Origin of the sequence: Roseomonas sp. KE2513, from assembly GCF_016107305.1 — a bacterium.
Lineage (GTDB): Bacteria > Pseudomonadota > Alphaproteobacteria > Acetobacterales > Acetobacteraceae > Roseomonas.
Genome location: NZ_RCVR01000003.1, coordinates 223,652 through 245,806 on the forward strand (window position 1 = coordinate 223,652; position 22,155 = coordinate 245,806).

At 71.0% G+C, this 22,155-nt stretch carries 22 protein-coding genes; 14 read left to right on the plus strand and 8 right to left on the minus strand.

The genetic code is table 11. The features are described from left to right. Positions 1–33: 33 nt before the first annotated feature. From D9599_RS04750 to D9599_RS04795, 10 genes are all read left to right on the plus strand, one after another. Entirely contained in the window at positions 34–1,029 is a 996-nt protein-coding gene (locus tag D9599_RS04750; RefSeq protein ID WP_198380068.1) for a dihydrodipicolinate synthase family protein, read from the plus strand. 111 nt (positions 1,030–1,140) lie between these two features. Then, positions 1,141–1,677: a 3-hydroxyanthranilate 3,4-dioxygenase gene (locus D9599_RS04755; RefSeq protein WP_043835228.1), complete on the plus strand. Its 537-nt coding sequence runs from the start codon at positions 1,141–1,143 to the stop codon at positions 1,675–1,677. Next, positions 1,674–2,525 carry an alpha/beta fold hydrolase gene (locus tag D9599_RS04760; RefSeq protein ID WP_198380069.1) on the plus strand — a complete coding sequence of 284 codons (852 nt, stop codon included), beginning with the start codon at positions 1,674–1,676 and terminating at the stop codon, positions 2,523–2,525. The genes D9599_RS04755 and D9599_RS04760 overlap by 4 nt, the downstream gene beginning before the upstream one ends. Positions 2,526–2,595: 70 nt before the next feature. Beyond that, positions 2,596–3,576, plus strand: coding sequence for a tripartite tricarboxylate transporter substrate binding protein (locus D9599_RS04765; RefSeq protein WP_198380070.1), 981 nt, complete (start codon positions 2,596–2,598; stop codon positions 3,574–3,576). Between the two features lie 74 nt (positions 3,577–3,650). After that, positions 3,651–4,847: an ABC transporter substrate-binding protein gene (locus tag D9599_RS04770; protein ID WP_198380071.1), complete on the plus strand. Its 1,197-nt coding sequence runs from the start codon at positions 3,651–3,653 to the stop codon at positions 4,845–4,847. 15 nt (positions 4,848–4,862) lie between these two features. Further along, positions 4,863–5,789, plus strand: a complete 927-nt coding sequence (locus D9599_RS04775; RefSeq protein WP_198380072.1) for a branched-chain amino acid ABC transporter permease — start codon at positions 4,863–4,865, stop codon at positions 5,787–5,789. Next, positions 5,782–6,876 (plus strand): branched-chain amino acid ABC transporter permease, encoded by a 1,095-nt coding sequence (locus tag D9599_RS04780; RefSeq protein WP_198380073.1) that lies wholly within the window; start codon positions 5,782–5,784, stop codon positions 6,874–6,876. Before D9599_RS04775 ends, D9599_RS04780 begins: the two co-directional genes overlap by 8 nt. Continuing rightward, positions 6,869–7,630, plus strand: a complete 762-nt coding sequence (locus D9599_RS04785; protein WP_309228537.1) for an ABC transporter ATP-binding protein — start codon at positions 6,869–6,871, stop codon at positions 7,628–7,630. Before D9599_RS04780 ends, D9599_RS04785 begins: the two co-directional genes overlap by 8 nt. Then, positions 7,630–8,331, plus strand: a complete 702-nt coding sequence (locus D9599_RS04790; RefSeq protein WP_198380074.1) for an ABC transporter ATP-binding protein — start codon at positions 7,630–7,632, stop codon at positions 8,329–8,331. Before D9599_RS04785 ends, D9599_RS04790 begins: the two co-directional genes overlap by 1 nt. 29 nt (positions 8,332–8,360) lie before the next feature. After that, entirely contained in the window at positions 8,361–9,188 is an 828-nt protein-coding gene (locus tag D9599_RS04795; RefSeq protein ID WP_198380075.1) for an alpha/beta hydrolase, read from the plus strand. A gap of 416 nt (positions 9,189–9,604) precedes the next feature. On the opposite strand, the gene D9599_RS04800 is transcribed toward D9599_RS04795, so the two are convergent. Further along, positions 9,605–9,922: a hypothetical protein gene (locus D9599_RS04800; protein ID WP_198380076.1), complete on the minus strand. Its 318-nt coding sequence runs from the start codon at positions 9,920–9,922 to the stop codon at positions 9,605–9,607. A 300-nt stretch (positions 9,923–10,222) separates the two neighbouring features. Next, positions 10,223–11,599 carry a carbohydrate porin gene (locus tag D9599_RS04805; RefSeq protein ID WP_198380077.1) on the minus strand — a complete coding sequence of 459 codons (1,377 nt, stop codon included), beginning with the start codon at positions 11,597–11,599 and terminating at the stop codon, positions 10,223–10,225. A 248-nt stretch (positions 11,600–11,847) separates the two neighbouring features. On the opposite strand from D9599_RS04805, the gene D9599_RS04810 reads away from it, so the two are divergent. Both D9599_RS04810 and D9599_RS04815 read left to right on the plus strand, forming a co-directional pair. Beyond that, complete coding sequence (locus D9599_RS04810; RefSeq protein WP_198380078.1) at positions 11,848–12,903, plus strand: trypsin-like peptidase domain-containing protein; 1,056 nt, start codon at positions 11,848–11,850, stop codon at positions 12,901–12,903. A 76-nt stretch (positions 12,904–12,979) separates the two neighbouring features. After that, positions 12,980–13,351: a hypothetical protein gene (locus D9599_RS04815; protein ID WP_198380079.1), complete on the plus strand. Its 372-nt coding sequence runs from the start codon at positions 12,980–12,982 to the stop codon at positions 13,349–13,351. A gap of 210 nt (positions 13,352–13,561) precedes the next feature. Here the strand turns inward: D9599_RS04815 and polA are convergent, their stop codons facing one another. Together polA and D9599_RS04825 are read right to left on the minus strand one after the other, a co-directional pair. After that, positions 13,562–16,423, minus strand: coding sequence for a DNA polymerase I (gene polA, locus D9599_RS04820; protein ID WP_232480134.1), 2,862 nt, complete (start codon positions 16,421–16,423; stop codon positions 13,562–13,564). After that, on the minus strand, positions 16,407–16,628 hold the full coding sequence (locus tag D9599_RS04825) for a zinc-finger domain-containing protein (protein ID WP_198380080.1): 222 nt from the start codon (positions 16,626–16,628) through the stop codon (positions 16,407–16,409). The genes polA and D9599_RS04825 overlap by 17 nt, the downstream gene beginning before the upstream one ends. A 308-nt stretch (positions 16,629–16,936) precedes the next feature. On the opposite strand from D9599_RS04825, the gene D9599_RS04830 reads away from it, so the two are divergent. Continuing rightward, positions 16,937–18,382: a sensor histidine kinase gene (locus D9599_RS04830; protein WP_198380081.1), complete on the plus strand. Its 1,446-nt coding sequence runs from the start codon at positions 16,937–16,939 to the stop codon at positions 18,380–18,382. After that, the gene (locus tag D9599_RS04835) at positions 18,375–18,770 is read left to right on the plus strand and encodes a response regulator (RefSeq protein ID WP_198380082.1); all 396 of its coding nucleotides are present in this window, start codon (positions 18,375–18,377) and stop codon (positions 18,768–18,770) included. Before D9599_RS04830 ends, D9599_RS04835 begins: the two co-directional genes overlap by 8 nt. A gap of 240 nt (positions 18,771–19,010) precedes the next feature. On the opposite strand, the gene D9599_RS04840 is transcribed toward D9599_RS04835, so the two are convergent. Genes D9599_RS04840 through D9599_RS04855 form a run of 4 tightly spaced genes read right to left on the minus strand, consistent with a single transcriptional unit; the run spans position 19,011 to position 22,140 of the window. Beyond that, entirely contained in the window at positions 19,011–19,547 is a 537-nt protein-coding gene (locus tag D9599_RS04840) for a Smr/MutS family protein (protein ID WP_198380083.1), read from the minus strand. After that, on the minus strand, positions 19,547–20,332 hold the full coding sequence (locus D9599_RS04845) for a lactate utilization protein (protein WP_232480135.1): 786 nt from the start codon (positions 20,330–20,332) through the stop codon (positions 19,547–19,549). Before D9599_RS04845 ends, D9599_RS04840 begins: the two co-directional genes overlap by 1 nt. A 9-nt stretch (positions 20,333–20,341) precedes the next feature. Then, a complete protein-coding gene (locus D9599_RS04850) occupies positions 20,342–20,704 on the minus strand; it encodes a hypothetical protein (protein ID WP_198380084.1) in 363 nt (120 codons plus the stop codon). After that, positions 20,704–22,140 carry a lactate utilization protein B gene (locus D9599_RS04855; protein ID WP_198380085.1) on the minus strand — a complete coding sequence of 479 codons (1,437 nt, stop codon included), beginning with the start codon at positions 22,138–22,140 and terminating at the stop codon, positions 20,704–20,706. The genes D9599_RS04850 and D9599_RS04855 overlap by 1 nt, the downstream gene beginning before the upstream one ends. Positions 22,141–22,155 lie beyond the last annotated feature (15 nt).

Genomic DNA, 22,155 nt, shown 5'->3' on the forward strand with positions numbered 1-22,155 from the left:
AGGCTGTGCCAGCCAATCCCGGGGAGGACGGCCATGAGCGGGACCTATGATCGCGGGACCTATGATCGGGTGGGGGCCAAGAGCTTTGCCCGCACCCATCTGCGCGGCATCTGGTGCGCGGCGCCGACGCCCTTCCGGGCGGACCTGTCGCTGGACGAGGCGGGCTTCCGGGCGAACCTGCGCCACTGGTTCACCGAGCTCGGCGTGGACGGCGTCTTCGTCGCGGGGAAGCAGGGCGAGTTCTTCTCGATGTCGGTCGAGGAGCGGAAGCGGTGCTTCTCCATCGCGGCCGAGGTGGCGCGGGAAACGGGCAAGCGGAGCATCATGTCCTGCTCCGACCAGAACCTGGACACGGTGCTGGAGCTGGCCGCACACGCCGAGACCTGCGGCGCTGACTTCATCGTGGTGCACGCGCCCGTGCTGCACTTCCTGCACGACCGCGACGAGACGCTGGTCGAATACTACCGATACATCAGCGAGCGCACGCGGCTCGGCATCGCCATGTGGTCGCACCCAGACAGCGGCTACCTGATGAGCCCCGATCTCTGCCTCCGCATCGCGGAGATTCCGAGCATTGTCGCGATCAAGTACTCCGTGCCGCGAGAGATGTACTCGGAACTGTCCCGCCGCGCCGGTGACGCGCTGCTGGTGAGCACGGCGAGCGAGGACGAGTGGCTGGACAACATTCTTGAGCTGGGATGGCGGCTCTATCTCTGCTCCTCCCCACCCGCGATGCTGCAGACGGCGGGCGATACGCGGATGCGGGAATACACGGACCTCGCCTTCGCCGGGCGCGCGGAGGAGGCGCGGCGGGTCTTCGACAGCCTGGCCCCGGTGCGGCAGGCGATCCGCTCCACCAAGCCCGGCGGCAAGCCGCCGGCGCATACAAAGTACTGGATGGAGCTGCTGGGCCAGGCGGGCGGGCCGGTGCGGCGGCCGATGCTGCAACTGACCGAGGCGGAGCGGGCGGCGACGCGGGCGGCCTTCGAGGGCTGCGGGCTGCGGCCGATGCGGCAGGCGGCGGAGTAAGGAAGGCCGGGGGAAGGAATTCCCCCGGACCCCCATCTTTTTCTGTCCGATAAAAAAAGGAGGGGGTCCGGGGGAGTTCACCTCCCCCGGCCTTGCTTCCAGGAGCCAGGAATGAAGAAGCCCTTCGACTTCAAGGCATGGATCGCGGAGAACGAGCACCTGCTGAAGCCCCCCGTGGGCAACAAGCTGCTGTTCGAGGACGCGGAGACGGTCGTGCAGATCGTCGGCGGGCCGAACCAGCGCGTGGACTTCCACGACGACCCCGTGGAGGAGTTCTTCTACCAGTTGCGCGGCGACATGGTGCTGAAGGTGCACATGGACGGGCGCATCCAGGACATCCCGATTCGGGAAGGGCAGGTCTTCCTGTTGCCCAAGCACACCCCGCACTCGCCCCAGCGCCCGCAGGCCGGCTCGGTGGGGCTGGTGGTGGAAGGCCGCCGGCCCGAGGGCGTGAAGGACGCTTTCGAGTGGTACTGTTTCACGTGCAACGGGAGGGTCCACCGGATCGAGCTGGTGGTGAAGGACATCGTGAAGGACCTGCCGCCGCTCTACGCCGAGTTCTACGCGAGCGAGGAGAAGCGCACCTGCCCGCATTGCGGCACGCTGCACCCCGGCAAGACGCCGCCGGAGGGCTGGGTGAGCCTGTGATCCACCACCCCGACGGCAGCGAGGCGCCGCCCCTGCCCGAAACGCGCTTCGCCGAGCTGGACGCGGGGGCGCTGGGGCTGGAGCACGGGCGGATCTCCTTCATGGAGGGGGGCGAGGGTCCGGAGGCGGTGCTGCTGATGCACGGCATCGGGTCGAATTCCACCGGCTGGCGCTTCGTGCTGCCGGCGCTGGCGCGGCGGGCGCGGGTGATCGCCTGGAACGCGCCGGGCTACTGGCTGTCGGCCGACTTCGCGGCGGAGGCGCCGGCGGCGACGGATTACGCGCGCGCGGCCGTCGCGCTGCTGGATGCGCTGGGCATCGGGCGGGCGCATGTCGTGGGCTCCTCCTTCGGCTCGATGGTGGGCGCCGTGATGGCAGCGGAGCACCCGGCGCGGGTGGGGCGGCTGGCGCTGCTCGGGGCGTCGCGCGGGCAGCGCTGGAAGCCGGAGGCGGAGCGGGCGCGGATGCTGGCGATGCGCGCGGAGAGCGTGGCCGAGGGCGGCATGGCACTGGCGCGGAAGCGCTGGTCGAATCTCGTCGCGCCCGGCACGCCGGAGGTGGTGGCGGAATGGGTGCGGCAATCCCTGGCCGCGACGCACGCGAAGGGGCTGATGCGCTCGGCGCGCGCGAGCGACGCGACGGACACGACCGATTTCGCGCCGCGCATCCGGGCGCCGACGCTCGTGCTGGTGGGAAGCGAGGACCGGGTGAACCCGCCCGAGGTCAGCCGCGTCCTGGCCGCGGCCATCCCTGGCGCCGTGCTGGCGGTGCAGCCGGGCATCGGCCATCAGGCGAAGCTGGAGGCGCCGGCGGACACGGTGGCGCGGCTGGAGCGGCACCTCTTCTGACAGCGGGCAGCGCGAGGCTTTCCGAAGGCGGCCCGAAACCTGCATCGTCCCCTCGCAGAGGACTCCCGTGATGTTGCGCAGACGCCTGCTAATCGCCGCTCCCTTCCTGGCCACGCCCGCCCTGGCGTCACCGGCGTGGGCGCAGCCCGCCTGGCCCGACCGGCCCGTGCGGATCGTCGTGCCCTATCCGCCCGGCGGCGGGCTGGACGCGCTGGCGCGGGCGCTGGCGGATCGGCTGACGGTGACGTGGCGGCAGACGGTGACGGTGGACAACCGCCCGGGCGGCGCGACCATCCCTGGCACGGACGCCGTGGTGAAGGCGGCGCCGGACGGGCACGTGCTGCTCATGACCTCGGATTCCTCCATCACCTCCAACCCGCACATGCACGCGCGGCTGCCGCACGACCCGATGAAGGACCTCGTGCCCGTCTCCTACCTGCTGGACGTGCACCAGATGGTGCTGGTGAATCCCTCAGTGCCAGCACGCGACATGGCGGGGCTGGTGGTGGCGGCGCGGGCGCAGCCGGGGGCGCTGAACTACGGCTCCTACGGGCCGGGCAGCCAGCCGCACCTGCTCTTCGAGAGCATCAAGGCGCGGGAAGGGATCGAGATCACGCAGGTAGCCTATCGCGGGCTGACGCCGGCGGTGCTGGCGACCGTCGCGGGGGAGGTGCAGGGCACGCTCTCCGGCGTCGCGTCATCCCGCGAGTTCCTGGCGACGGGGGCGCTCCGGGCGCTGGCGGTGGGGCGGCCGACGCGCCTGCCGCAGCTGCCCGACGTGCCGACGCTGATCGAGGCCGGCTACCCCGAGGCCGACCCGCGCACCTGGTTCGGCATCTTCGCGCCCACGGGCACGCCGGCGGCGCTGCTGTCGCGCATCCAGAAGGACGTGGCCGCGGCGCTGGAGGAGCCGGTGATCCGGGACCGGCACCTGCTGCCCAATGGCTACACGGTGCACGCCGCGACGCCCGAGGCCTCGGCCGCGATGATCGCGGCGGATTACGCGGTGAAGGCGGAGCTGGTGCGGGTCTCGGGCGCGCGGGTGGAGTAGGGGCGGCCTCATCTTCGTGTGGACGCGTGCCCGAGGGATACTTTAGGCTTCAACGAAACGAACGGAGGCTTTCCATGACGATCAATCGCCGCGGGCTTCTCGCTTCCGGCGCCGCCCTCGGGCTGGCGCCGCTCGCCGCCTCCCCGCTCTCCCGCCCGGCGATCGCCCAAGGGGCGCCGCTGAAGATCGGGATGATCACCACGCTCTCGGGCGCGGGCAGTTATCTTGGGCAGGACATCCGCGATGCCTTCCAGCTGGCGATCGACATGGAGGGCGGGAAGCTTGGCGGCGCGCCCGTGCAGCTGCTGGTGGAGGATGACGGGCTGCGCCCCGGCCAGGGCAAGCAGGTGGCCGAGCGCTTCATGAAGAATGAGCGCATCAGGCTGCTGACGGGGATCGTCTTCTCCAACGTGCTCGGCGCCGTGGCGCCGGACGTGCTGGATGCGGGCGGGATCTATGTCTCGCCGAATGCCTCGCCCTCGAACCTCGCGGGGAAGGAGTGCAACAAGAACTTCTGGTCCATCGCCTGGCAGAACGACAGCCTGCACGAGAGCGCAGGGCAGCTCGCGACGAATCTCGGGCAGAAGCGAATGTTCATCCTCGCGCCGAACTACCAGGCGGGGCGGGATGCGCTGACGGGGTTCAAGCGTCTCTACAAGGGGCAGCTCGCGGGCGAGGTCTATACCCGCCTCGACCAGACGGACTTCGCGGCGGAAATGGCGCAGATCCGCGCGGCGGCGCCGGACGGCGTATACCAGTTCCATCCGGGCGGCCTCGGCATCGCCTTCCTGCGCCAGTACATCCAGGCCGGGCTGATGGCGAACCTGCCGATGACGCTCGCCGCGCCGTCCATGGACGCGACGACGCTGGCGGCGGTGGGCGATGCCGCTGTCGGCGTGAACCTGACCAGCCACTGGAACACCGACTTCCCGAACGAGGCGAGCAAGCGCTTCGTCGCGGCGTTCCAGCAAAAATTCAACCGGCTGCCGACCTTCTACGCGCAGCAGAGCTTCGACGCAGCGCTGGCAATCGGCGCGGCGCTGAAGGGAACGGGCGGCAAGGTTGACGATACGGAGGCCTTCTATCGCGCGATGAAGCCCGCGAATTTCGAGAGTACGCGCGGCAAGTTCGCCTTCGGGTCGAACAACCATCCCGTGCAGGACTGGTGGGCGCTGAAGGTGGAGAACGTGGCCGGCAAGCCCGCGCTGGTGACGAAGGACCGCGTCCTGACGAACCACGGGGACGCCTACTCCTCCCAATGTCATTTTTGATGGGCCAGTTCTAGGATGACACCCGGCGTGGCGCTTCTGCTGGAGCAGTTGCTGAACGGCGTCCAGCTCGGCGTCACGCTCTTCCTGCTGGCGGCGGGGCTGACGCTCGTCTTCGGGATCATGGGCGTGATCAACCTCGCCCACGGCTCGCTCTACATGGTCGGCGCCTATGCGGCGGCGATCACCGCGACGACGACGGGCTCGCCGTGGCTCGCGCTGCTGGCCGGCCTCGCGGCCGCGGCGGCGACGGGGATGGTGGTCGAGTTCGTCGTGCTGCGACGATTGTACGCGCGCGACCACCTGGACCAAGTGCTGGCGACCTTCGGGCTGATCCTCTTCTTCAACGAGGGGATGGTGCTGCTCTTCGGGCGCCAGCCGCTCTTCGTGAACGTGCCGGAGGGGCTGCGGGGCGCGGTGCGGGTGCTGCCGGGGGTGGATTACCCTGTCTACCGGCTGCTGATCATCGCGGTGGGGCTGGCGGTCGCGCTTGGCCTCTACCTGCTGATCCAGAAGTCGCGCATCGGCATGCTCGTGCGCGCGGGGGCCACGCACCGGGAGATGGTGCGGGCGCTCGGCGTGGATGTGCGGCTGCTCTACACGCTGGTGTTTGGCCTGGGGGCGTTGCTGGCAGGGCTGGCGGGGCTGATGGCGGGGCCGATCCTCTCGGTGCAGGTGGGAATGGGGGAGAGCATCCTCATCCTCACCTTCGTGGTGGTGGTGATCGGCGGCATCGGCTCGGTTCGCGGCGCGCTCTTCGGGGCGGTGCTGGTGGGCGTCGTGGACACCTTGCTGCGCGCCTATGTGCCGGGTCTGCTTCGGCAGGTCATGGCGGGGTCGGAGGCGGATGCGCTGGGGGCGGGGCTCGCCTCGATGGGGGTCTATCTGCTGATGGCGCTGGTGCTGCTGGCCAAGCCGCGCGGGCTGTTTCCTGCCCATGCGTAACCTCATGCGGGATGAACGGGCCTGGGCGGTGCTGCTGCTCGCGCTCGCGGCCCTGGTGCCGGTGGTGGCGCCGATGCTCGGCAGCCCGGCGACGGTGGCGCTCGCTACGCGTATCGCGATCTACGCCATCGCGGCCTCCTCGCTGAACCTGCTGCTGGGCGGCGGCGGGCTCGTCTCCTTTGGGCACGCCGCCTATTACGGGCTCGGCGGCTATGTCGTGGGCATCCTCTACGCGCATTACGTCTCGGGGGAGCCGTTCCTCGGCGTCATTCCCGGCACGAACGACCTGCTGGTGACGCTGCCGCTGGCGATCCTCGTGGGCGGGCTCGGCGCGCTGGTGATCGGGGCGTTGTCGCTGCGCACCGCGGGCGTGCAGTTCATCATGATCACGCTCGCCTTCGCGCAGATGCTGTTCTTCCTGTTTGTCTCGCTGAAGGCCTATGGCGGGGACGATGGCCTCGCGATCCGGCGGGTGGCGCCGGTCTTCGGCATGAATCTCCGCGATCCCGCGACGCTCTACTGGATCTGCCTCGGGCTGCTCGCGGCGTGGCTGTTCATCATGGATCGCATCGCGCGCTCGCGCTTCGGGCGGGTGCTGTCCGGCATCCGGCAGGGGGAGCGGCGGATGGCCGCGATCGGGGTGCGGACCTATCCCTACAAGCTCGCGGCCTTCGTCATCGCGGGGATGGGGGCGGCCATGGCGGGGGCGCTGATGGTGAACCAGGCGCGCTTCGTCTCGCCGGACATGATGCACTGGACGAAGTCGGGCGAGCTGATGGTGATGGTGATCCTCGGCGGGCTCGGCACGCTGCTGGGGCCGGCGCTCGGGGCGGCGGTGCTGGTGGCGCTGGAGTACACGTTGTCGGGCCTGACGGAGCACTGGCAGTTCATCCTCGGCCCGATCCTCGTGCTGGTCGTGCTGTTTGCGCGGGGCGGGCTGATGGGGGCGGTGCGGCGGATCTCGGGAATGCGCGGGCGGGGGGCGGAGGCGCTGCCGGCCGGGGAACTGCCGCCCGGCCGCGTGCAGCCAGGGGATCTGGGGGCGCCGGACCTGCCGCTTCGGCCGGAGGCGGCGCCCCGTGGCTGATGAACCGGTTCTCTCCGTCCAGCGGCTGGTGAAGCGCTTCGGCGGGCTGGTCGCGACCGACGACCTCTCGCTCCAGGTGATGCCGGGGGAGCTGCACGCGCTGATCGGGCCGAACGGGGCGGGCAAGACGACCGCCATCGGCCAGATCATGGGGGAGATCACGCCGGATGCGGGCGTTGTCCGCTTCATGGGGGAGGACATCACCACCCTCTCCACGCCCGCGCGCGTGCGGCGTGGCCTGTCCCGCACCTTCCAGATCACGCAGCTGCTGGAGGACGACACGGCGGAGGGCAATGTCGCGCTCGCGGTGCAGGCGCGGGCGGGGCACGGCTTCCGCTTCTGGCGCGACGCCTCGCGCGACCGGCGGCTGCTGGAACCGGCGCGGGCGGCGCTCGGGCAGGTGGGCTTGGCGGAGGCGCGCTGGCGGCTGCCCGTCGCCGATCTCTCGCACGGGGAGCGCAAGCAGCTGGAACTTGCCGTAGCGCTGGCGACCGGCCCGCGGCTGCTGCTGCTGGACGAGCCTATGGCGGGCCTGGGCGCGGCCGAGAGTCTGAAGATGACGGAGGTGCTGCGCGGGCTGAAGGGCCGCATCCCGATGCTGCTGGTGGAGCACGACATGGACGCGGTGTTCAGCCTCGCCGACCGGATCTCGGTGCTCGTCTACGGCCACTGCATCGCCTCCGGCACGCCCGCGGAGATCCGGCAGGATCCGCAGGTGCGCGCCGCCTATCTCTCCGAGGAGGAGGGGGTCTGATGCTTCGGGTGGAGGGGCTGCAGGCCGGCTACGGCGCGGCGCAGGTGCTGTTCGACGTGAACCTCTCGGTGGGCCCCGGGGAGGTGGTGACGCTGCTCGGCCGCAACGGCATGGGCAAGACGACGACGGTGCGCGCCATCATGGGGCTGAACCCGCCGCGCGGCGGGCGCGTCGATTTCCGCGGCAAGGTGGTGTCCGGCTTGCCGCCGGAGGGCGTGGCGCGGCGGGGCATCGGGCTCGTGCCAGAGGGGCGGCAGGTCTTCCCGACGCTGAGCGTGCGCGAGAACCTCGTGGCCACCGCGGCCGACCGGGAGCGCGCGGCGAATCCCTGGACGCTGGAGCGCGTCTTCGCCCTATTCCCGCGCCTGCGCGAACGGGCCGGGCAGTCCGCGCGCACGCTCTCGGGCGGGGAGCAGCAGATGCTGGCGATCGGGCGGGCGCTGATGACAAACCCGCACCTCCTCATCCTCGACGAGGCGACGGAGGGGCTGGCGCCGGTGATCCGGGCGGAGATCTGGTCCACGCTGGCCGCGCTGAAGGCGGAGGGGCAGGCGATCCTGCTGATCGACAAGACGTTGGCCGCGCTGCGGCGCCTGGCGGACCGGCACACGGTGCTGGAAAAGGGCCGCACGGTCTGGACCGGCACGGGGGCGGAGCTGGACCGCGACGGGGAGCGCGTGCGCGCCTTGATCGGCGTCTAGCCGCCTCCTCTTAAGGGCAGAGCATGAGCATGGACCTCGACCGCGAGTACAACGCGCGCGCCACCACGCCGGAGGTGGAGACGATCATCGGCGCCTATCGCGCGCGCACCGACGCCGCGAAGGCCGTGCTGCGCTGGTCCACCGAGCGCTACGGGCCGACCGAGCCGGAGCGGGTGGATGTCTATCCCGCGGGCGAGGGGGCGCCGGTGCTCGTCTTCATCCATGGCGGCTACTGGCGGGCGCTCGATTCGGCCGATGCCGGCTCCATGGCCCCGGCTTTCGTCGCGGCGGGCGCCTGCGTGGTCTCGGTGAACTACACGCTCGCGCCCGCGGCCAGCCTCGACCGGATCGTGGACGAGTGCCGCCGCGCGCTGGCCTGGGTCCACGCGAATATCGCGCGCTTCGGCGGCGATCCCTCCCGCATCCATGTCGCCGGAAGCAGCGCGGGCGGGCACCTCGCGGGGATGATGATCGCGCCCGGTTGGGGGGCCGCGCTGGGGCTGCCGGAGCGGGCCGTGGCGGGCGCAACGCTGCTCTCGGGCCTTTTCGACCTGCGGCCGCTGCCGGCGACGCATATCAACGCCTGGATGCATCTCGACGAGGCCTCGGCCCGGCGGAACAGTCCGGCCCTGCTGCCCCTGCCCTCCGGCCTGCCCGTGGTGCTGGCCTATGGCGACACGGAAACCGGCGAGTTCAAGCGGCAGACGGAGGATTTCGCCCGCGCCCTGCGCGAGGCCGGCTGCGAGGCGACGGTGGTGCCGCCCCGGCCGCGCTCGAACCACTTCGATCTTGTCTTCGATTTCGGTGAGCCGGGAAATGCGGTCTTCGAGGCGACGCGGCGGGTGATAGGGATCTGAGAACCGGACCCGGAAGGCAGTGGAGCGACGGCGGGTCTGGCGAGATCCGCTTTTCGCGGTCCCACGCCGTCGGCAGTGACGGGTGTGCGGTTCCGCCCGCTGTGGATCGGCCTTTCCGGGCGCTGGCTGCCGCGTGACGGGACGTAGAAGGCTATCGGAGCAGCCTTCGCGGCCTGTCGCCAGGGCGTGAACCACTTTTCCGGCCGAGACCCTGGGACCTCCATGTGGCTCGCTCGGAACCTTCCAGCGTGCAGCGCCCCTGGTCCTGGACTCGAGGCACACTGGCCGGAGAAGTTCCTTGAACGCGAGGAGAAGGACGGTCGGTCGAAGGCACGGCCTTCAGCAGATCCGGGGAGAGGAAGAATCCCTTCCTCCTCTCCTGGCGTTACCAGCCCAGGACCAAGGCTTACCCGGGATCAGCGCGCGCGGCGGGCCGCCGGGGTGCTGCTGCGCGCGGGTGCCGTGCTACGGGCCGGCGCGGTGCTGCGCGCAGGCTCGGCCGCCGGCGCCGGGGTGCTGCTGGCCGGCGTCACGCCGCGGGACTTGTCCAGCTCCTCGTACATGCACTTCGTCACCGCGAAGGGCGTGGCGTTCGGGAAGCGCTGCGTGCAAACGCCGCGGAAGGCCTCTTCCGGCGGCGGGGCCACGGCGGGGGTGGGCGCGGGCTGGGTGGCGCAGGCGGCGAGCAGGGCCAGGGTGGGCAGCAGCGAGGCCTTGAGGATCTTGTTGATCACCGGTTCGTCCTATGCAGAAGGCCCCGGCAGGGTGGGGCGCGCCCTTCTAGGGCGCGGTGCGGCGCGCGTCACCGGGGATATCCGTGACTTGCGGTGCGATATCACGATCCCGCGTGAGGGTGCTTCCCGAGCAACGGCGCGATCCTGCCCCGCCCCCTGCAAGAGCCGCCAAAGGCCTCCGCCGAGGGGCCGTGCCCTCGGCGCACCGGCCGCTCACCCCGCACATAAAACAGAAATAAGATGAGGGAGGGCCCGGGAGGGAGAAGTCCTTCTCCTTCCCGGAGTCGCCCGCGTCGGCCTTCAGAAAGCCGCGCGCGCCCGAAGCGCCACGAAGGTGATCGGCCCGCGGTCGCGGTTATAGGCGGGGTTCACCGCGTGCTGGACATCCAGCGCCAGGTTGATCCCCGGCGCCACCGCCGCGTCGTAGAAGGCCTCCGCCACGTATTCCGGGCCGCCGCGCAGCGCCCCGTCGCCGGTGATGAAGCCGATGCCGCCGGCCGCCAGGAAGCGGCGGCGGCCCTCGGAGGCCCAGCCGACATTCCCGCCCAGCCCGATCGTGTCCTCCCCGCGTCCCCAGCGACCGCCCTTCATCGAGAGGCCGGCGGAGATGGCGCGGTCCATCTCGGTGAACATCCAGTTCTGCGTGCGCCCGTCGTTCCAGGACAGGCGCGCGAAGGCGCCGAGTTCGTCGGCGATCTCCTGCTCGAAGGTGAGCGCGGCCATGCGCTTGGCGCGGTAGCCGCTCGGGTTCCGCTCGAAGGAGGCCGGATCCTGCGGGTCGATCTCCCCCCAGGTGGATTGCCGCGTGCGGGAGAGGCCGAGGATCAGCCGCACCGCCCCGGGCCGCCCGCCGAAGCGCGTGAAGCGGTCCACCTCGCCCAGCAGCTGGAAGGCGCGCGTCGGCGCGGGGTCGAGGAACAGGCCGTTCACCCGCCGCGCCACCTGGAAGGCGCCGGCGCGGAGCGCCCAGGTGCCGTTCTCCCACTCCGCCGCGGCACCGATCGTCCAGCCGCGCGCGTCGGCCGCGTAGTCCACCGCCCCCGCGCCCACCAGCGCCCAGTTGAGGAACTGCGTGCGCGCGTCATGGGCGTAGGCGTTGCGGTCGAAGATGTCCCAGGTCGAGAACTTGCCGATGGTGATCGTCACCCGCTCGCGCGGCAGCGGCGCGGTGAAGCGCAGCGGGTCCTCCTCGGGCTCCACCGTATCGCCGGAAAGCCCGATCGTCTGGCGGAAGAAGGCGCGCGGCACGAAGAAGGTCGGCTCGGTGGAGCCGAGGCGGAAGGCCTCGTTGTTCGGATAGGCCGCGAGCCCCGTCGAGTTCGACAACCCGTAGCCGCGGGTGACGGAGAGGTCCACCACCGCCTCCGCCCCCGCCCAGAGCCGCCGCCCGACGACGAGGTCGGTGGAGAGCGTGTTCGCCGCCTGCGCCGCCGGCCTCATGCTTCCCTCCGCCCGGTAAGGGGAGCGGAAACCGGGATGGCCCTGCAGCACGAAGGTGGCCTGGCCGTGGATGAACCAGCCCAACTCCTCCAGCCGCGCGAGGCGGGCGGCCGTTTCGGGAAAAAGCGCGGGCGAGCCGGGGTCACCGCCCCCGGGATTGCCGCCTTGCTGCGCCGCAGCCGGCCGGACCAGCGCGAGGAGGGCGAGAAGGGCGAGGACGAGGGGCCCCCGGGGCACTGTGAGCTTCTGAATCATCCGGGCGTGTCGTTGGTCGGTCGCATGGGCCTCTCCGTCGCAGATCGATACATGAAGAGGTCTTCATGTAATGACCTATTCAGTAATTGCTGAGAGAAATCAGTTATTTAGCGTGGTACAGATTGCTGGCTGGGCTGGCAAGCGACGGCTTGGTGACACCGCAGGACCCGCTTCACGCGGCCAGGACCCGGATTGACGCGGGGCCGCGCCTTCCACACATCGGCGTGACGATGAAGCCCCTTCCCGCTGCCCTGATCCTCCTCGCCCTCGCGGCGCCCGCGCTGGCCCAGGCGCCCGCCGCACCCCCTACCGCCTCGGCGGTCGAGGAGGGCTTTCGGGTACTCAACCGAACGGGGCAGGAGGCTACGACGCTGAACGCCGTGCGCAGCGGCCGGCCGGACTGGGGGGGCAACCTGCTGCAACGCCCGCTCGCCTCGGACGGTGCCTATCGCCTGCGCCCCAACGCACAGGCTGGCTGCCGCTTTGACCTGCGCCTAGTCCTCGCGGACGGGCGGGAGGCGGTCTCGCGTAACCAGGACATCTGCGCCCAGCGGGAGATCGCGCTCGACGCCAGCGCCGTGACCGCCGCGGCTACCGCCGCGCGCCCCGGTCCCGTGCCCACCCCGCCCGAGGCCCTGCCGCGTCCCGGCGTGCGCGGCTCCACCGGCACCGGCTTCCTCGTTGCGGGGGAGCGGGTGATGACCAACCGCCACGTCGTGGACAACTGCTCCCGCGTGCTCGTCCGCGGGCCGGACGGGCGCAACCACGCGGCCGTGCCCCCCGCCCGCACCGACGCCACGCTCGACCTCGCGCTGCTCGCCGTGCCCGGCCTCACCGGCCCCGTGCTCTCCTTCCGCCAGGGCCCGCCCTTGCGGCGGGGCGAGGGTGTCGTCGCCTATGGCTACCCGCTCAGCGGCCTCCTCTCTTCGGATGCCAAGTTGACGCGGGGCGAGATCAACGGCCTCGCCGGCCTGCGTGACAATCCCGACCAGATCCAGATCAGCGCCCCCGTGCAGCCCGGTAATTCCGGCGGGCCGCTGCTTGACATGCAGGGCAACATCGTCGGCGTTGTGGTGTCCAAGCTGAATGCCCAGGCCGTCGCGGGCCGCACCGGTGATATCGCCCAGAACATCAACTTCGCGGTGAAGGGAGAGCGCGCGGCCGCCTTCCTGCGCGCGGCCGGCGTGACGCCCGCGGCGGCAACCAGCAACGGCCCCGACCGCAACACGGCCGATGTGGGGGAGATCGCGGGCCGCTCCACCGTCTTCATCCGCTGCGAGCAGTAGGAAAGATCGAAGGGCGCCTCTGGAATCGTCCGGAATCCTCTTCCCAAACCCTTGGGAACGCGCTCACACTCCTGTGATGCGTCGCCTGCCCCTCGCCCTCCTCCTCGCTTCCATCGCCGCGCCAGCTCTGGCCCAATCCCCCGCCAGCAGCTGGCGTCTGGTGAACCGCACCGGCCAGGACGCTGTCAGCCTCGTCTCCACCGCGACCGGCGCCGCCCACCCCCGTGGGCGCAACCGGCTGCGCCAGCCCGTCTCCAGCGGTGCGGAGAAAACCTTCCGCCGGAGGGCCGGCGCCCCCTGCCAGCTGGACCTGCGGGTGCGCCTGGCCGACGGTAAGGAGGCCGTCGCCACCGGTCACGACGTCTGCACCAGCCCGACCGTCGTCCTCGAACCCGTGGCGGTGCAGCCGGCAGCTCCCACCGCCGGGCGTCAGCGCCGGCCTGGCTGAGCGTGGCGCCTGAGGCCCTTGGATCCCCATCTGGCTGTCGCGGAGGCTTCGTGAACGTGTCGTCGCCTCGGGTCGTGGACCCGAGGCGCACCGGCCGCGAGGGGACTCAAACTCGAAGAAAAAGAGGATGATGAGGGGGCCGGGGAGAGGAAGAATTCCTTCTTCCTCTCCCCGGAGTCGCCATCGGCAACCGGTCAGGAACGCGCCCCCCTAATGGGCCTCCGCCCATGAGTGCCCCGTCCCGATCTCCACCGCCAGCGGCACGCGGAGGGTCGCGACCCCCTCCATCACCGCCTGCACCACGGGCTTGGTGGCCTCGACTTCGTCCTCGGGCACCTCGAAGAGCAGTTCGTCATGCACCTGCAGCAGCATGCGCGCGCGGAGCTTCGCCTCGCGCAGGGCGGAGGGCAGGCGGACCATGGCACGCTTGATGATTTCGGCGGCTCCGCCCTGGAAGGGCGCGTTGATGGCGGCGCGCTCGGCATTGCCGCGGCGGCCCTGGTCGCGCGCGCCGATCTCGGGAATCCAGAGCTTCCGGCCGAAGGGCGTCAGCACGTAGCCGTTGGTGCGGGCGTCCTCCTTGAAGCGCTCCATGGCATCGCGGATGCCCGGGTACTGCGCGAAATAGGCGTCGATGATCCCGCGCGCCTCGCCGGCGCCGATGCCCAGGCGTCCGGCCAAGCCAAAGGCGGACATGCCGTAGATGATGCCGAAGTTGATCGTCTTCGCGCGCCGCCGGGCCTCGCGGTCCACCTTGTCCGGCGGGATGCGGTAGATGTCGGAGGCCGTGCGGGAATGGATGTCCTGCCCTGTCGCGAAGGCCTCCCGCAGGGACGGCACCTCCGCCACATGGGCGAGCAGCCGCAGCTCGATCTGCGAGTAGTCCGCGGCCAGCAGCAGGTGCCCGGGCTCGGCCACAAAGGCGCGGCGGATGCGCGCGCCCTCCTGCGAGCGGATGGGAATGTTCTGCAGGTTCGGCTCGGTGGAGGAGAGCCGCCCCGTGCTGGTGATCGCCATCGAGAAATCAGTGTGCACGCGCCCGTCGGCCGCGATCTGCGCCTGCAGGCCCTCGACATAGGTGGAGTTCAGCTTTGAGAGCTGCCGCCAGTCGAGCACCTTGCGCGGCAGCGGATGGCCGGTGGTGGCCGCCAGTTCCTCCAGCGTTGCGGCATCGGTGGAATAGGCGCCGGACTTGCCCTTCTTGCCGCCCGAGAGGCCCATCTCGCCGAAAAGGATGTCGCCGAGCTGCTTGGGCGAGCCCACCGCGAAGGGGCGGCCCGCGATCTCGTGGATCTCCGCCTCCAGCGCCGCCATACGCTCGGTGAACTCGGCGCCAGCCTGCTTCAGGGCGGGGCCGTCCACCTTCACGCCGGCCATCTCCATGTCGCGCAGCACGGTGATCATCCGCCGCTCGACATCCTCGTAGAGGACGAGGGCCTTCTCCTCGCGCAGCTTGGGCTTCAGCGCGTGCCACAGCCTGAGCGTCACGTCCGCGTCCTCGGCGGCGTAGCGCGTGGCCTCGTCCAGCGGCACCTGAGAGAAGGGCTTCCGCCCGCGCCCGGTGCCCGTCACCTCGTCATAGGTGATGGGCTGGTGCGAGAGGTGGCGGCGCGAGAGCTCGTCCATCCCGTGCCCGTGCCGCCCGGCGTCGAGGCTGTAGGAGATCATCATCGTGTCGTCGACCGGCGACACCTCCAGGCCCCCGTTCGGCTCCCGGTTCAGCACCTCGAGGTCGTATTTCGCGTTGTGCAGCACCTTCAGCACGGAGGGGTCGGCGAAGAGCGGCCGCAGCACCTCCATCGCGGCGTCGAAGGGCAGCTGCTCCGGCGCGGGGGAGAGCATGTCCGTCCCCTCGTGCCGCAGCGGCAGGTAGGCCGCGCGCCCCGGTGCCACCGCCATGCAGACGCCGACGAGGGAGGCGTTCAGCGCGTCGAGGCTCGTCGTCTCGGTGTCGAGCGCCATCACCCCCGCCTCGCGCGCGGCCGCCGCGAAGGCGTGCAGCGCGTCGATGGTGGTGATCGTCTCGTAGGGGCCGAAGGGCGCGCCCTCGGCCGGCAGGGTGAGCGCGACCGGCGCCGGCGCGGGCCCGGCGGGGCGCGAGACCGGCACCTCCCCGTTCGCGTCCAGGCCGAGGCGGTGCTGCACGCTGCGGAAGCCGTGCTGCTTGAGGAAGGCGATGAGCTTCCCCGGCTCCGGCGCCTGGGTCGCCAGCCCTTCCATTGGCAGCGGCAGCGGGGCGTTGCGGTCCAGCTCCACCAGCTTGCGGGAGATGCGCGCCTTCTCCGCGTTCTCCTCCAGCGCCTGGCGCCGCTTGGGCTGCTTGATCTCAGAAAGGCGGGAGAGAAGCGTCTCCACGTCCCCGTACTGCTCGATGAGCTGCGCCGCGGTCTTGATGCCGATGCCCGGCACGCCCGGGATGTTGTCGGTGGAGTCGCCCGCCAGCGCCTGCACCTCCACCACCTTCTCCGGCATCACGCCGAACTTCTCCACGACCTCGGCGGCGTGGATCGGCTTCTGCTTGATGGGGTCCAGCATGCGGATGCCGCCGCCCACCAGCTGCATCATGTCCTTGTCGGAGGAGACGATGGTGACCTGCCCGCCCTCCTTGGCGAAGGCGGTCGCATAGGTCGCGATGAGGTCGTCCGCCTCGAAGCCGTCCAGCTCCACGCGGGCAACGCAAAACGCATCCGTCGCCTCGCGGATGAGGCCGAACTGCGGGGCGAGTTCCGGCGGCGCCTCCGGGCGCTGCGCCTTGTACTCGGGGTAGAGCTCGTTGCGGAAGGTCGAGCGCGAGGCGTCGAAGACCACCGCGATGTGGCTGCCCGCGTGCTTGGAGAGGAAGTTCGCCAGCATCTGCGTGAAGCCGAAGACAGCGTTCACCGGCACCCCCGCCGGGTTGGTCATCGGCGGCAGCGCGTGGAAGGCGCGGAAGATGTAGCCCGAGCCGTCCACCAGGATCAGGTGGCGGTTGGGATCGACCTCCGCCACGATCGGGTCGGCCACGGGCGCCTTGTCGGCCGTCTCGTCCGCGCTGCCGCGCTCCATCTCCGGTGCGTCAGTGATGACCGTCATCCCCCGCGCCCGGCGCCAGGTGGTAGGTGCGGGAGCAGTAGGGGCAGGTGATCTCGTCCCCTTCGATCCGCAACCAGATCCGCGGATGGCCGGAGACGCCGCCGCCATCGCAGGGAACGTGGCGGGAATGAACCTCGATCACCTCCTCCGCGGTGACGCCCGCGACGCGGTTGGGGGTGTAGCCGGTGAAGTTCGGATCGCGCATCGGGGAACCTGATGTCTCGAAGAGGGGCGGCCCGGGTGGGAGCGCCGGAGAGGCGGCCCAGGGAATGCCGGAAGGATCGCCCCCAAGATAGGGGCGGCTTCCCGATCCGGCCAGCACCGCGCCTCATGCCCGGCCCCCGGTACCATCGCGATCCCCCGCTACTGCCGCGCCATTTCACGTGCTCGTCACGAAGCCGGTCCGAACTCTCGGCACCTTGACGCGCTGAGTCCTCGACCCGATGCAACTTGCCCGGGTGGAACGACCTCGCTACGCAATTCACGCGCGGTGCGGTCCTGCAAGGAGGTCCGGTGAGCAGAGAACTTTCCCTCCCGGCCGGGCCCGGGAGCGCCTCGCAGAGCGAGTTGTTCGAGTGCCTGATCGAGAACTCGACCGACCTCGCCGTCTACGGCATCGACCCCGGCGGTATCGCGAGAAGCTGGAACATCGGCGCGGAGCGCGTCTTCGGATACGGGGCCGAAGAAATCCTCGGCCAAAGCGCCGACATGATCTTCACCGAGGAGGACCAGGCGGCGGGCTACCCAAGCCGCGAGCGGGAGGTGGCGCTGCGCGAGGGCCGCGCCGCGGACGAGCGCTGGCACCGCCGCAAGGACGGCTCCCGCTTCTGGGCCTCGGGCTCCCTCGTCCCGCGCCGCAACCCAAGGGACGGCTTTGTCAGGATCGTGCGCGACCGCAGCGAGGCGCATCGCGCCAGCGAGGATCTGCGCAAGAGAGAGGGGCGCTTCCACCTCCTCGCCGCCAGCATCCCCCAGCTCGTCTTCCGCACCCTGCCCAGCGGCAGCCGCAGCTGGGGCAGCCCGCAATGGACGGACTTTGCCGGCATGACCCCCGAGGAGAGCGTCGGCTTCGGCTGGATGCAGGCGATCCACCCCGAGGACCTGCCCGCCACCCGCGAGGCCTGGGAGGGCGCGGAGGCGCGGGGCGAGTACGACGTCGAGCACCGCGTCCGCCGCGCGGCCGATGGCGAGTACCGCTGGCACCGGACCCGCGCCCGCCCCGTTGCGACGCCCGGCGGCTCCGGCGGCATCTCCCCTAGCGACGGCGCCGCCGGCAGCGGCGACTGGGTCGGCACCATGACCGACATCCACGACCTGCGCGGGCTGAAGGACCGCCAGGCCGTGCTGCTGGCCGAGCTTCAGCACCGCACCCGCAACCTGCTCGCCGTCGTCCAGGCCATCGCCAGCCAGACCATGCGCAAGAGCAGATCCCTGGAGGACTTCGGGGGCGAGTTCGAGGGAAGGCTGCACGCCCTCAGCCGCGTGCAGAGCCTCCTCGCCCGCAGCGACCACCAGGATATCGACCTCCACAGCCTTCTGGAGATGGAGCTGACCGCTCATGGCGACGGCACCGTTAACAGCGGCCGGATCACCGTCGGGGGGCCGCCGGTCTCCCTGCCCGCCCTTTCCGCCCAGGCCATGGGCCTGGCCGTGCACGAACTGGCCACCAACGCCGTGAAGCACGGCGCCCTCTCCCGGCCCGACGCCCGCCTCTCCGTCACATGGGAAACGGGAGGCGGGAACGGCACCGGGCAGGTCGTTCTCGAGTGGCGGGAGAGGGGCGTACCCATGCCGGAGGATGGCGCGCCGCGCCGGCAGGGATATGGCACAGAACTCATCCGCTACGCGCTACCCTATCAATTGAGGGCGAAGACAAGCCTCGACTTCGGGCATGACGGCGTCCGCTGCACCATCGCGGTGCCGGTCAGGCCAGCAGGAGCGGGGACGGATCATGGCTGAGCCAGCCCTCGCGCCGCACGCGGACCGACTGCACGGCCGCCGCCTCCTGGTGGTGGAGGACGAGTACGTGATCGCCATGGACATGGCCCGCGCCCTGGAGGAACTCGGCGCGGAGGTGGTGGGCCCGGCGGGCTCCGTGGCGGACGCCCTCCTGCTTGTGCGGAACGAGGACAGCCACCTCGACGCCGCCGTGCTCGACGTCAACCTGCGGAACGAGCGCGTCTTTCCCGTGGCCGAGGCCCTGGCCGCCCGCGGGGTGCCCTTCGTCTTCGCCACCGGCTACGACACCTCGGCGCTCCCCCGCGCCTATGCCGGCGCGCCCCGCTGCGAGAAGCCGGTGAACAAGACCAGTCTGGCGCGGCTTCTGGCGCAGCACCTGGGGAAGTAGGGCGCTGCCCGTTCCGAGCGTCCAAGGCAGCGCCTCGGACCTCGCCAAGGACTGATCCCTATCTGGCTGTCGAGGAAGCGGGAATCGAGAGCCGGTTCTTCTTCATCGTGCCCTGCATGCCGCGAAGCCGTTCAAGCAGATAGAAAAAGATGATGGTGAGGGGTCCGGGGAGAGGAAGAATTCCTTCTTCCTCTCCCTGGGGCCACCCGCGTCAGCCGCCGACGCCGCCCCCCGCCGTGGTTACCGCCGCCGCCGCAGCAGCAGGTGCACCGCCCCCGTATTCGCCCGGTGCGGGTGCGCCGCCCCCAGAATGAGCGGCCGGAGCGAGGGCAGGTTCAGCCAGTGGGGCAGTTCCCGCCGGAGCACGCCGCCCTCTCCGGCGCCCTTGCCTGTGACGATCGCCACGCAGCGCAGCCCGTCCGCGTGGGCCGCCCGCAGGAAGGAAAGGGTGGCGCTATGGGCCTCCTCCGCGCGCCGACCGTGCAGGTCGAGCGTGCGTTCGGGCCGCGTCTTCCCGCGCCGCAGGTCCCGCCAGCGCTTCTCGTCCAGCCCTGCCCCGGGATGCCCGACGGCGATGAGCGGCACCGTCGCGGGCCTGGCCGGCCGCGCCGGTGCCGGGGCGGGCGGGGGGCTGGCCGCGGGCACCGGTTCCGGTGCGGCCGGGGGCGGGGCGGGCGGGGCGTCGCGGCCCGGCAGCGCCTCCACCGCGTTCAGGGAGAGGTAGGCGTGCCAGAGCGCCCGCTCCGATGCCGAGACGGTGCGGGGCCTGCGGGCCATCAGTCCGCCGGGTTGGCGATCTGCCCCGGGCGCGCCACGGGCTCGCGCGCCGCCTCCGGCCGCGGGTCGCCCTCGGAAAGGGGGTTGTGGGCGGCGGGCTCATCCTCCACCAGCACCACGTGCAGCCGGCGCGGACCATGGGCGCCGAGTTCCAGCGTCTGCTCGATATCGGCCGAGCGCGAAGGGCCGGTGACGAACATGATATTGCGCGGCATGAACCCACCCGAGGGTTCCGCTCCCCCACGCTCCGCCCGCAGCCGGTCCCAGGCCTCCTCATAGGCGCCGACGATGGCGGAGGCGCGGATCACCGCTATCTCGGTCTCCGGCAGCAGGTTCAGCGTGGTGGGGCGGGAGGGATCGGAGGGGAAGAGCAGCGTTCCCGTCTCCGCCACGCCGGCCCAGGCGTGCTGCACGGAAGCGGCGTCGTCCGCCCGCGCCGGCCGCGCCTCGAATTCCAGCATCGGCCGGCTGCTCCAGGGCAGGGCGGTCAGCTCGGGGTGCGGCGCCATGGCGAAGCGCGGCGCCAGGTTCTGCGCGGCGAGGTAGTCGGCCACGGCCGCCGGCACCGATTCTGCGTCCGGCACCCGCTCCACCGTGCCGAACTCCTTCTCCACGTTCCGCACGAAGAGCGCGATCTGCTCGGGCCGCGACACGCGGGAACGTTGGGGGATGAGGTGCCGCGGATGCGTCGCCAGCCGCCCGTCGAGCATGGCCCGCTGGTCCGCCGGCAGCGGTCCGCGCCGCAGACCGCGACGGATGGCGTTCAGGATGGCGTCCTTCGACAAGATCTTCCCCTAGCGCAGGATAGTGCTGGTCAGGTCGTCGAAAGGGCAGCGCACCTGGACCTCGCCGCCCGTCAGCCGGATGAGGCAGACGTCCTCGTCCCCCCCGGCCCCGACGCCCACGATATGGCCCCGGAAGATCGTCATCGCCTCCCCGCCGGGGCTGAGGAAGCGGATCGGCCGGTAGTCGCTGATATGGATCTGCTCCAGGATCGCCTCCTTCGGCTCGTTCGCCTCGTAGCGCGTGCCATCGGCCATCAGGACCGCCGCGCTCCGGTGCAGCCCCTCCCCGGTGTCGAGGGTGGCGGCCACCTTGTCCGGGTTGGCGGCCCAGCGGGAGGCCGTCCCGCGCCAGGTTCCCACGACATAGGCCATCAGCCCCGTCCCCTGCCCCGCTGCGAGGCGGCGTAGCGCGCCATGAAGGTCCCGCCCGGCTCCGGCGCCGGCAGGTCGCGGCCTTCCGTCCAGCCGCCCGCCAGCGGCAGGCTGCGGAAGCGCCCGCGGCCGCGGCCCAATAGCGCCAATGCGCCCATGCCGATTCGCGAGGCCGCCCGGTACCAGGCAGGCCGGCGCGCGAACCAGCCCCAGAGGCCGAGACCGGTGCGGATGGTGGAGGGCGTCAGGTGCCGCTCGAACTCGCGCTCCCGCCAGTGGCGCATCATCTTCGGCAGGGGGATCTTCACGGGGCAGACGCTCTCGCAGCGCCCACAGAAGGTGGAGGCGTTCGGCAGGTGGCCCGACTTCTCAACCCCCACGAGGGACGGCGTCAGCACGCTCCCCATCGGCCCCGGATAGACCCAGCCATAGGCGTGCCCGCCGGTGACGCCATAGACCGGGCAGTGATTCATGCAGGCCGCGCAGCGGATGCAGCGGAGCATCTCGTGGAAGTCGGTGCCGACCATGTTGGAGCGGCCGTTGTCGATCAGCACGACATGGTAGGCCTCGGGCCCGTCCAGGTCTCTCGGGCGCCGCACCCCCGTGGAGAAGGTCGTGTAGACGGAGAAATCCTGCCCCGTGGCCGAGCGGGCGAGCAGCCGCAGCAGCGAGGTGCAGTCCTCCAGCGTCGGCACCACCTTCTCGATGCTGGCCAGCGCGATGTGCACGCGCGGCAGCGTCTGCGTCAGGTCGCCGTTGCCCTCGTTCGTGACGATGACGGAGGAACCCGTCTCGGCGATGAGGAAGTTCGCGCCGGTGATGCCGACATCGGCGGCCAGGAAGCGCTCGCGCAGCTTGCCCCGCGCCTCCGCCATGATGTCGCGCCGGTCGTGGAACACGCGGTCCTTCGGCAGGTCCGTGTGCGCCGCGCGGAAGCGCGTCTCCCAGTCGTCGCGGTTGAGGTGGAAGGCGGGCGCGATGATGTGGGACGGCGGCTCGTCCACGAGCTGCAGGATGTATTCCCCGAGATCCGTCTCCACCGGCGTGATCCCGTGCGCCGAGAGGTGCTCGTTCACCCCGATCTCCTCGGAGATCATGGACTTGCCCTTGGTGACCGTGCGCGCACCCTCGGCCTGGCAGATCCGCAGCACCGTCTCCCGCGCCTCGGCCGCGTCGGCGCACCAGTGCACCTGGCCGCCATTGGCGATCACGTTGCGCTCGAAGACCTCGAGATAGTGGTCGAGGTTGGCCAGGGTGTGGTTCTTGATGTCGCGCCCGATGTCGCGCAGCCGCTCGAATTCCGGCAGGGCCGCGATCGCCTGGGACCGTTTCGAGTGGAAGCCGGAACCTCCGCGCTTGAGGGCGGTCTGGAGGCGCGCATCCCCCAGGGCACGGGCTGCGCGGCGCTTGAAGTCGGGAGAGGTGAGGGCAACCATCCCCCCAATCTAGTG

Bases quoted from the DNA above. Each gene is read 5' to 3' on its own strand.
- D9599_RS04750 (WP_198380068.1), top strand. From the start codon at position 34: ATGAGCGGGACCTATGATCGCGGGACCTATGATCGGGTGGGGGCCAAG.
- D9599_RS04755 (WP_043835228.1), top strand. From the start codon at position 1,141: ATGAAGAAGCCCTTCGACTTCAAGGCATGGATCGCGGAGAACGAGCAC.
- D9599_RS04765 (WP_198380070.1), top strand. From the start codon at position 2,596: ATGTTGCGCAGACGCCTGCTAATCGCCGCTCCCTTCCTGGCCACGCCC.
- D9599_RS04770 (WP_198380071.1), top strand. From the start codon at position 3,651: ATGACGATCAATCGCCGCGGGCTTCTCGCTTCCGGCGCCGCCCTCGGG.
- D9599_RS04775 (WP_198380072.1), top strand. From the start codon at position 4,863: ATGACACCCGGCGTGGCGCTTCTGCTGGAGCAGTTGCTGAACGGCGTC.
- D9599_RS04780 (WP_198380073.1), top strand. From the start codon at position 5,782: ATGCGTAACCTCATGCGGGATGAACGGGCCTGGGCGGTGCTGCTGCTC.
- D9599_RS04790 (WP_198380074.1), top strand. From the start codon at position 7,630: ATGCTTCGGGTGGAGGGGCTGCAGGCCGGCTACGGCGCGGCGCAGGTG.
- D9599_RS04795 (WP_198380075.1), top strand. From the start codon at position 8,361: ATGGACCTCGACCGCGAGTACAACGCGCGCGCCACCACGCCGGAGGTG.
- D9599_RS04810 (WP_198380078.1), top strand. From the start codon at position 11,848: ATGAAGCCCCTTCCCGCTGCCCTGATCCTCCTCGCCCTCGCGGCGCCC.
- D9599_RS04815 (WP_198380079.1), top strand. From the start codon at position 12,980: ATGCGTCGCCTGCCCCTCGCCCTCCTCCTCGCTTCCATCGCCGCGCCA.
- polA (WP_232480134.1), bottom strand. From the start codon at position 16,423: ATGACGGTCATCACTGACGCACCGGAGATGGAGCGCGGCAGCGCGGAC.
- D9599_RS04825 (WP_198380080.1), bottom strand. From the start codon at position 16,628: ATGCGCGATCCGAACTTCACCGGCTACACCCCCAACCGCGTCGCGGGC.
- D9599_RS04835 (WP_198380082.1), top strand. From the start codon at position 18,375: ATGGCTGAGCCAGCCCTCGCGCCGCACGCGGACCGACTGCACGGCCGC.
- D9599_RS04840 (WP_198380083.1), bottom strand. From the start codon at position 19,547: ATGGCCCGCAGGCCCCGCACCGTCTCGGCATCGGAGCGGGCGCTCTGG.
- D9599_RS04850 (WP_198380084.1), bottom strand. From the start codon at position 20,704: ATGGCCTATGTCGTGGGAACCTGGCGCGGGACGGCCTCCCGCTGGGCC.
- D9599_RS04855 (WP_198380085.1), bottom strand. From the start codon at position 22,140: ATGGTTGCCCTCACCTCTCCCGACTTCAAGCGCCGCGCAGCCCGTGCC.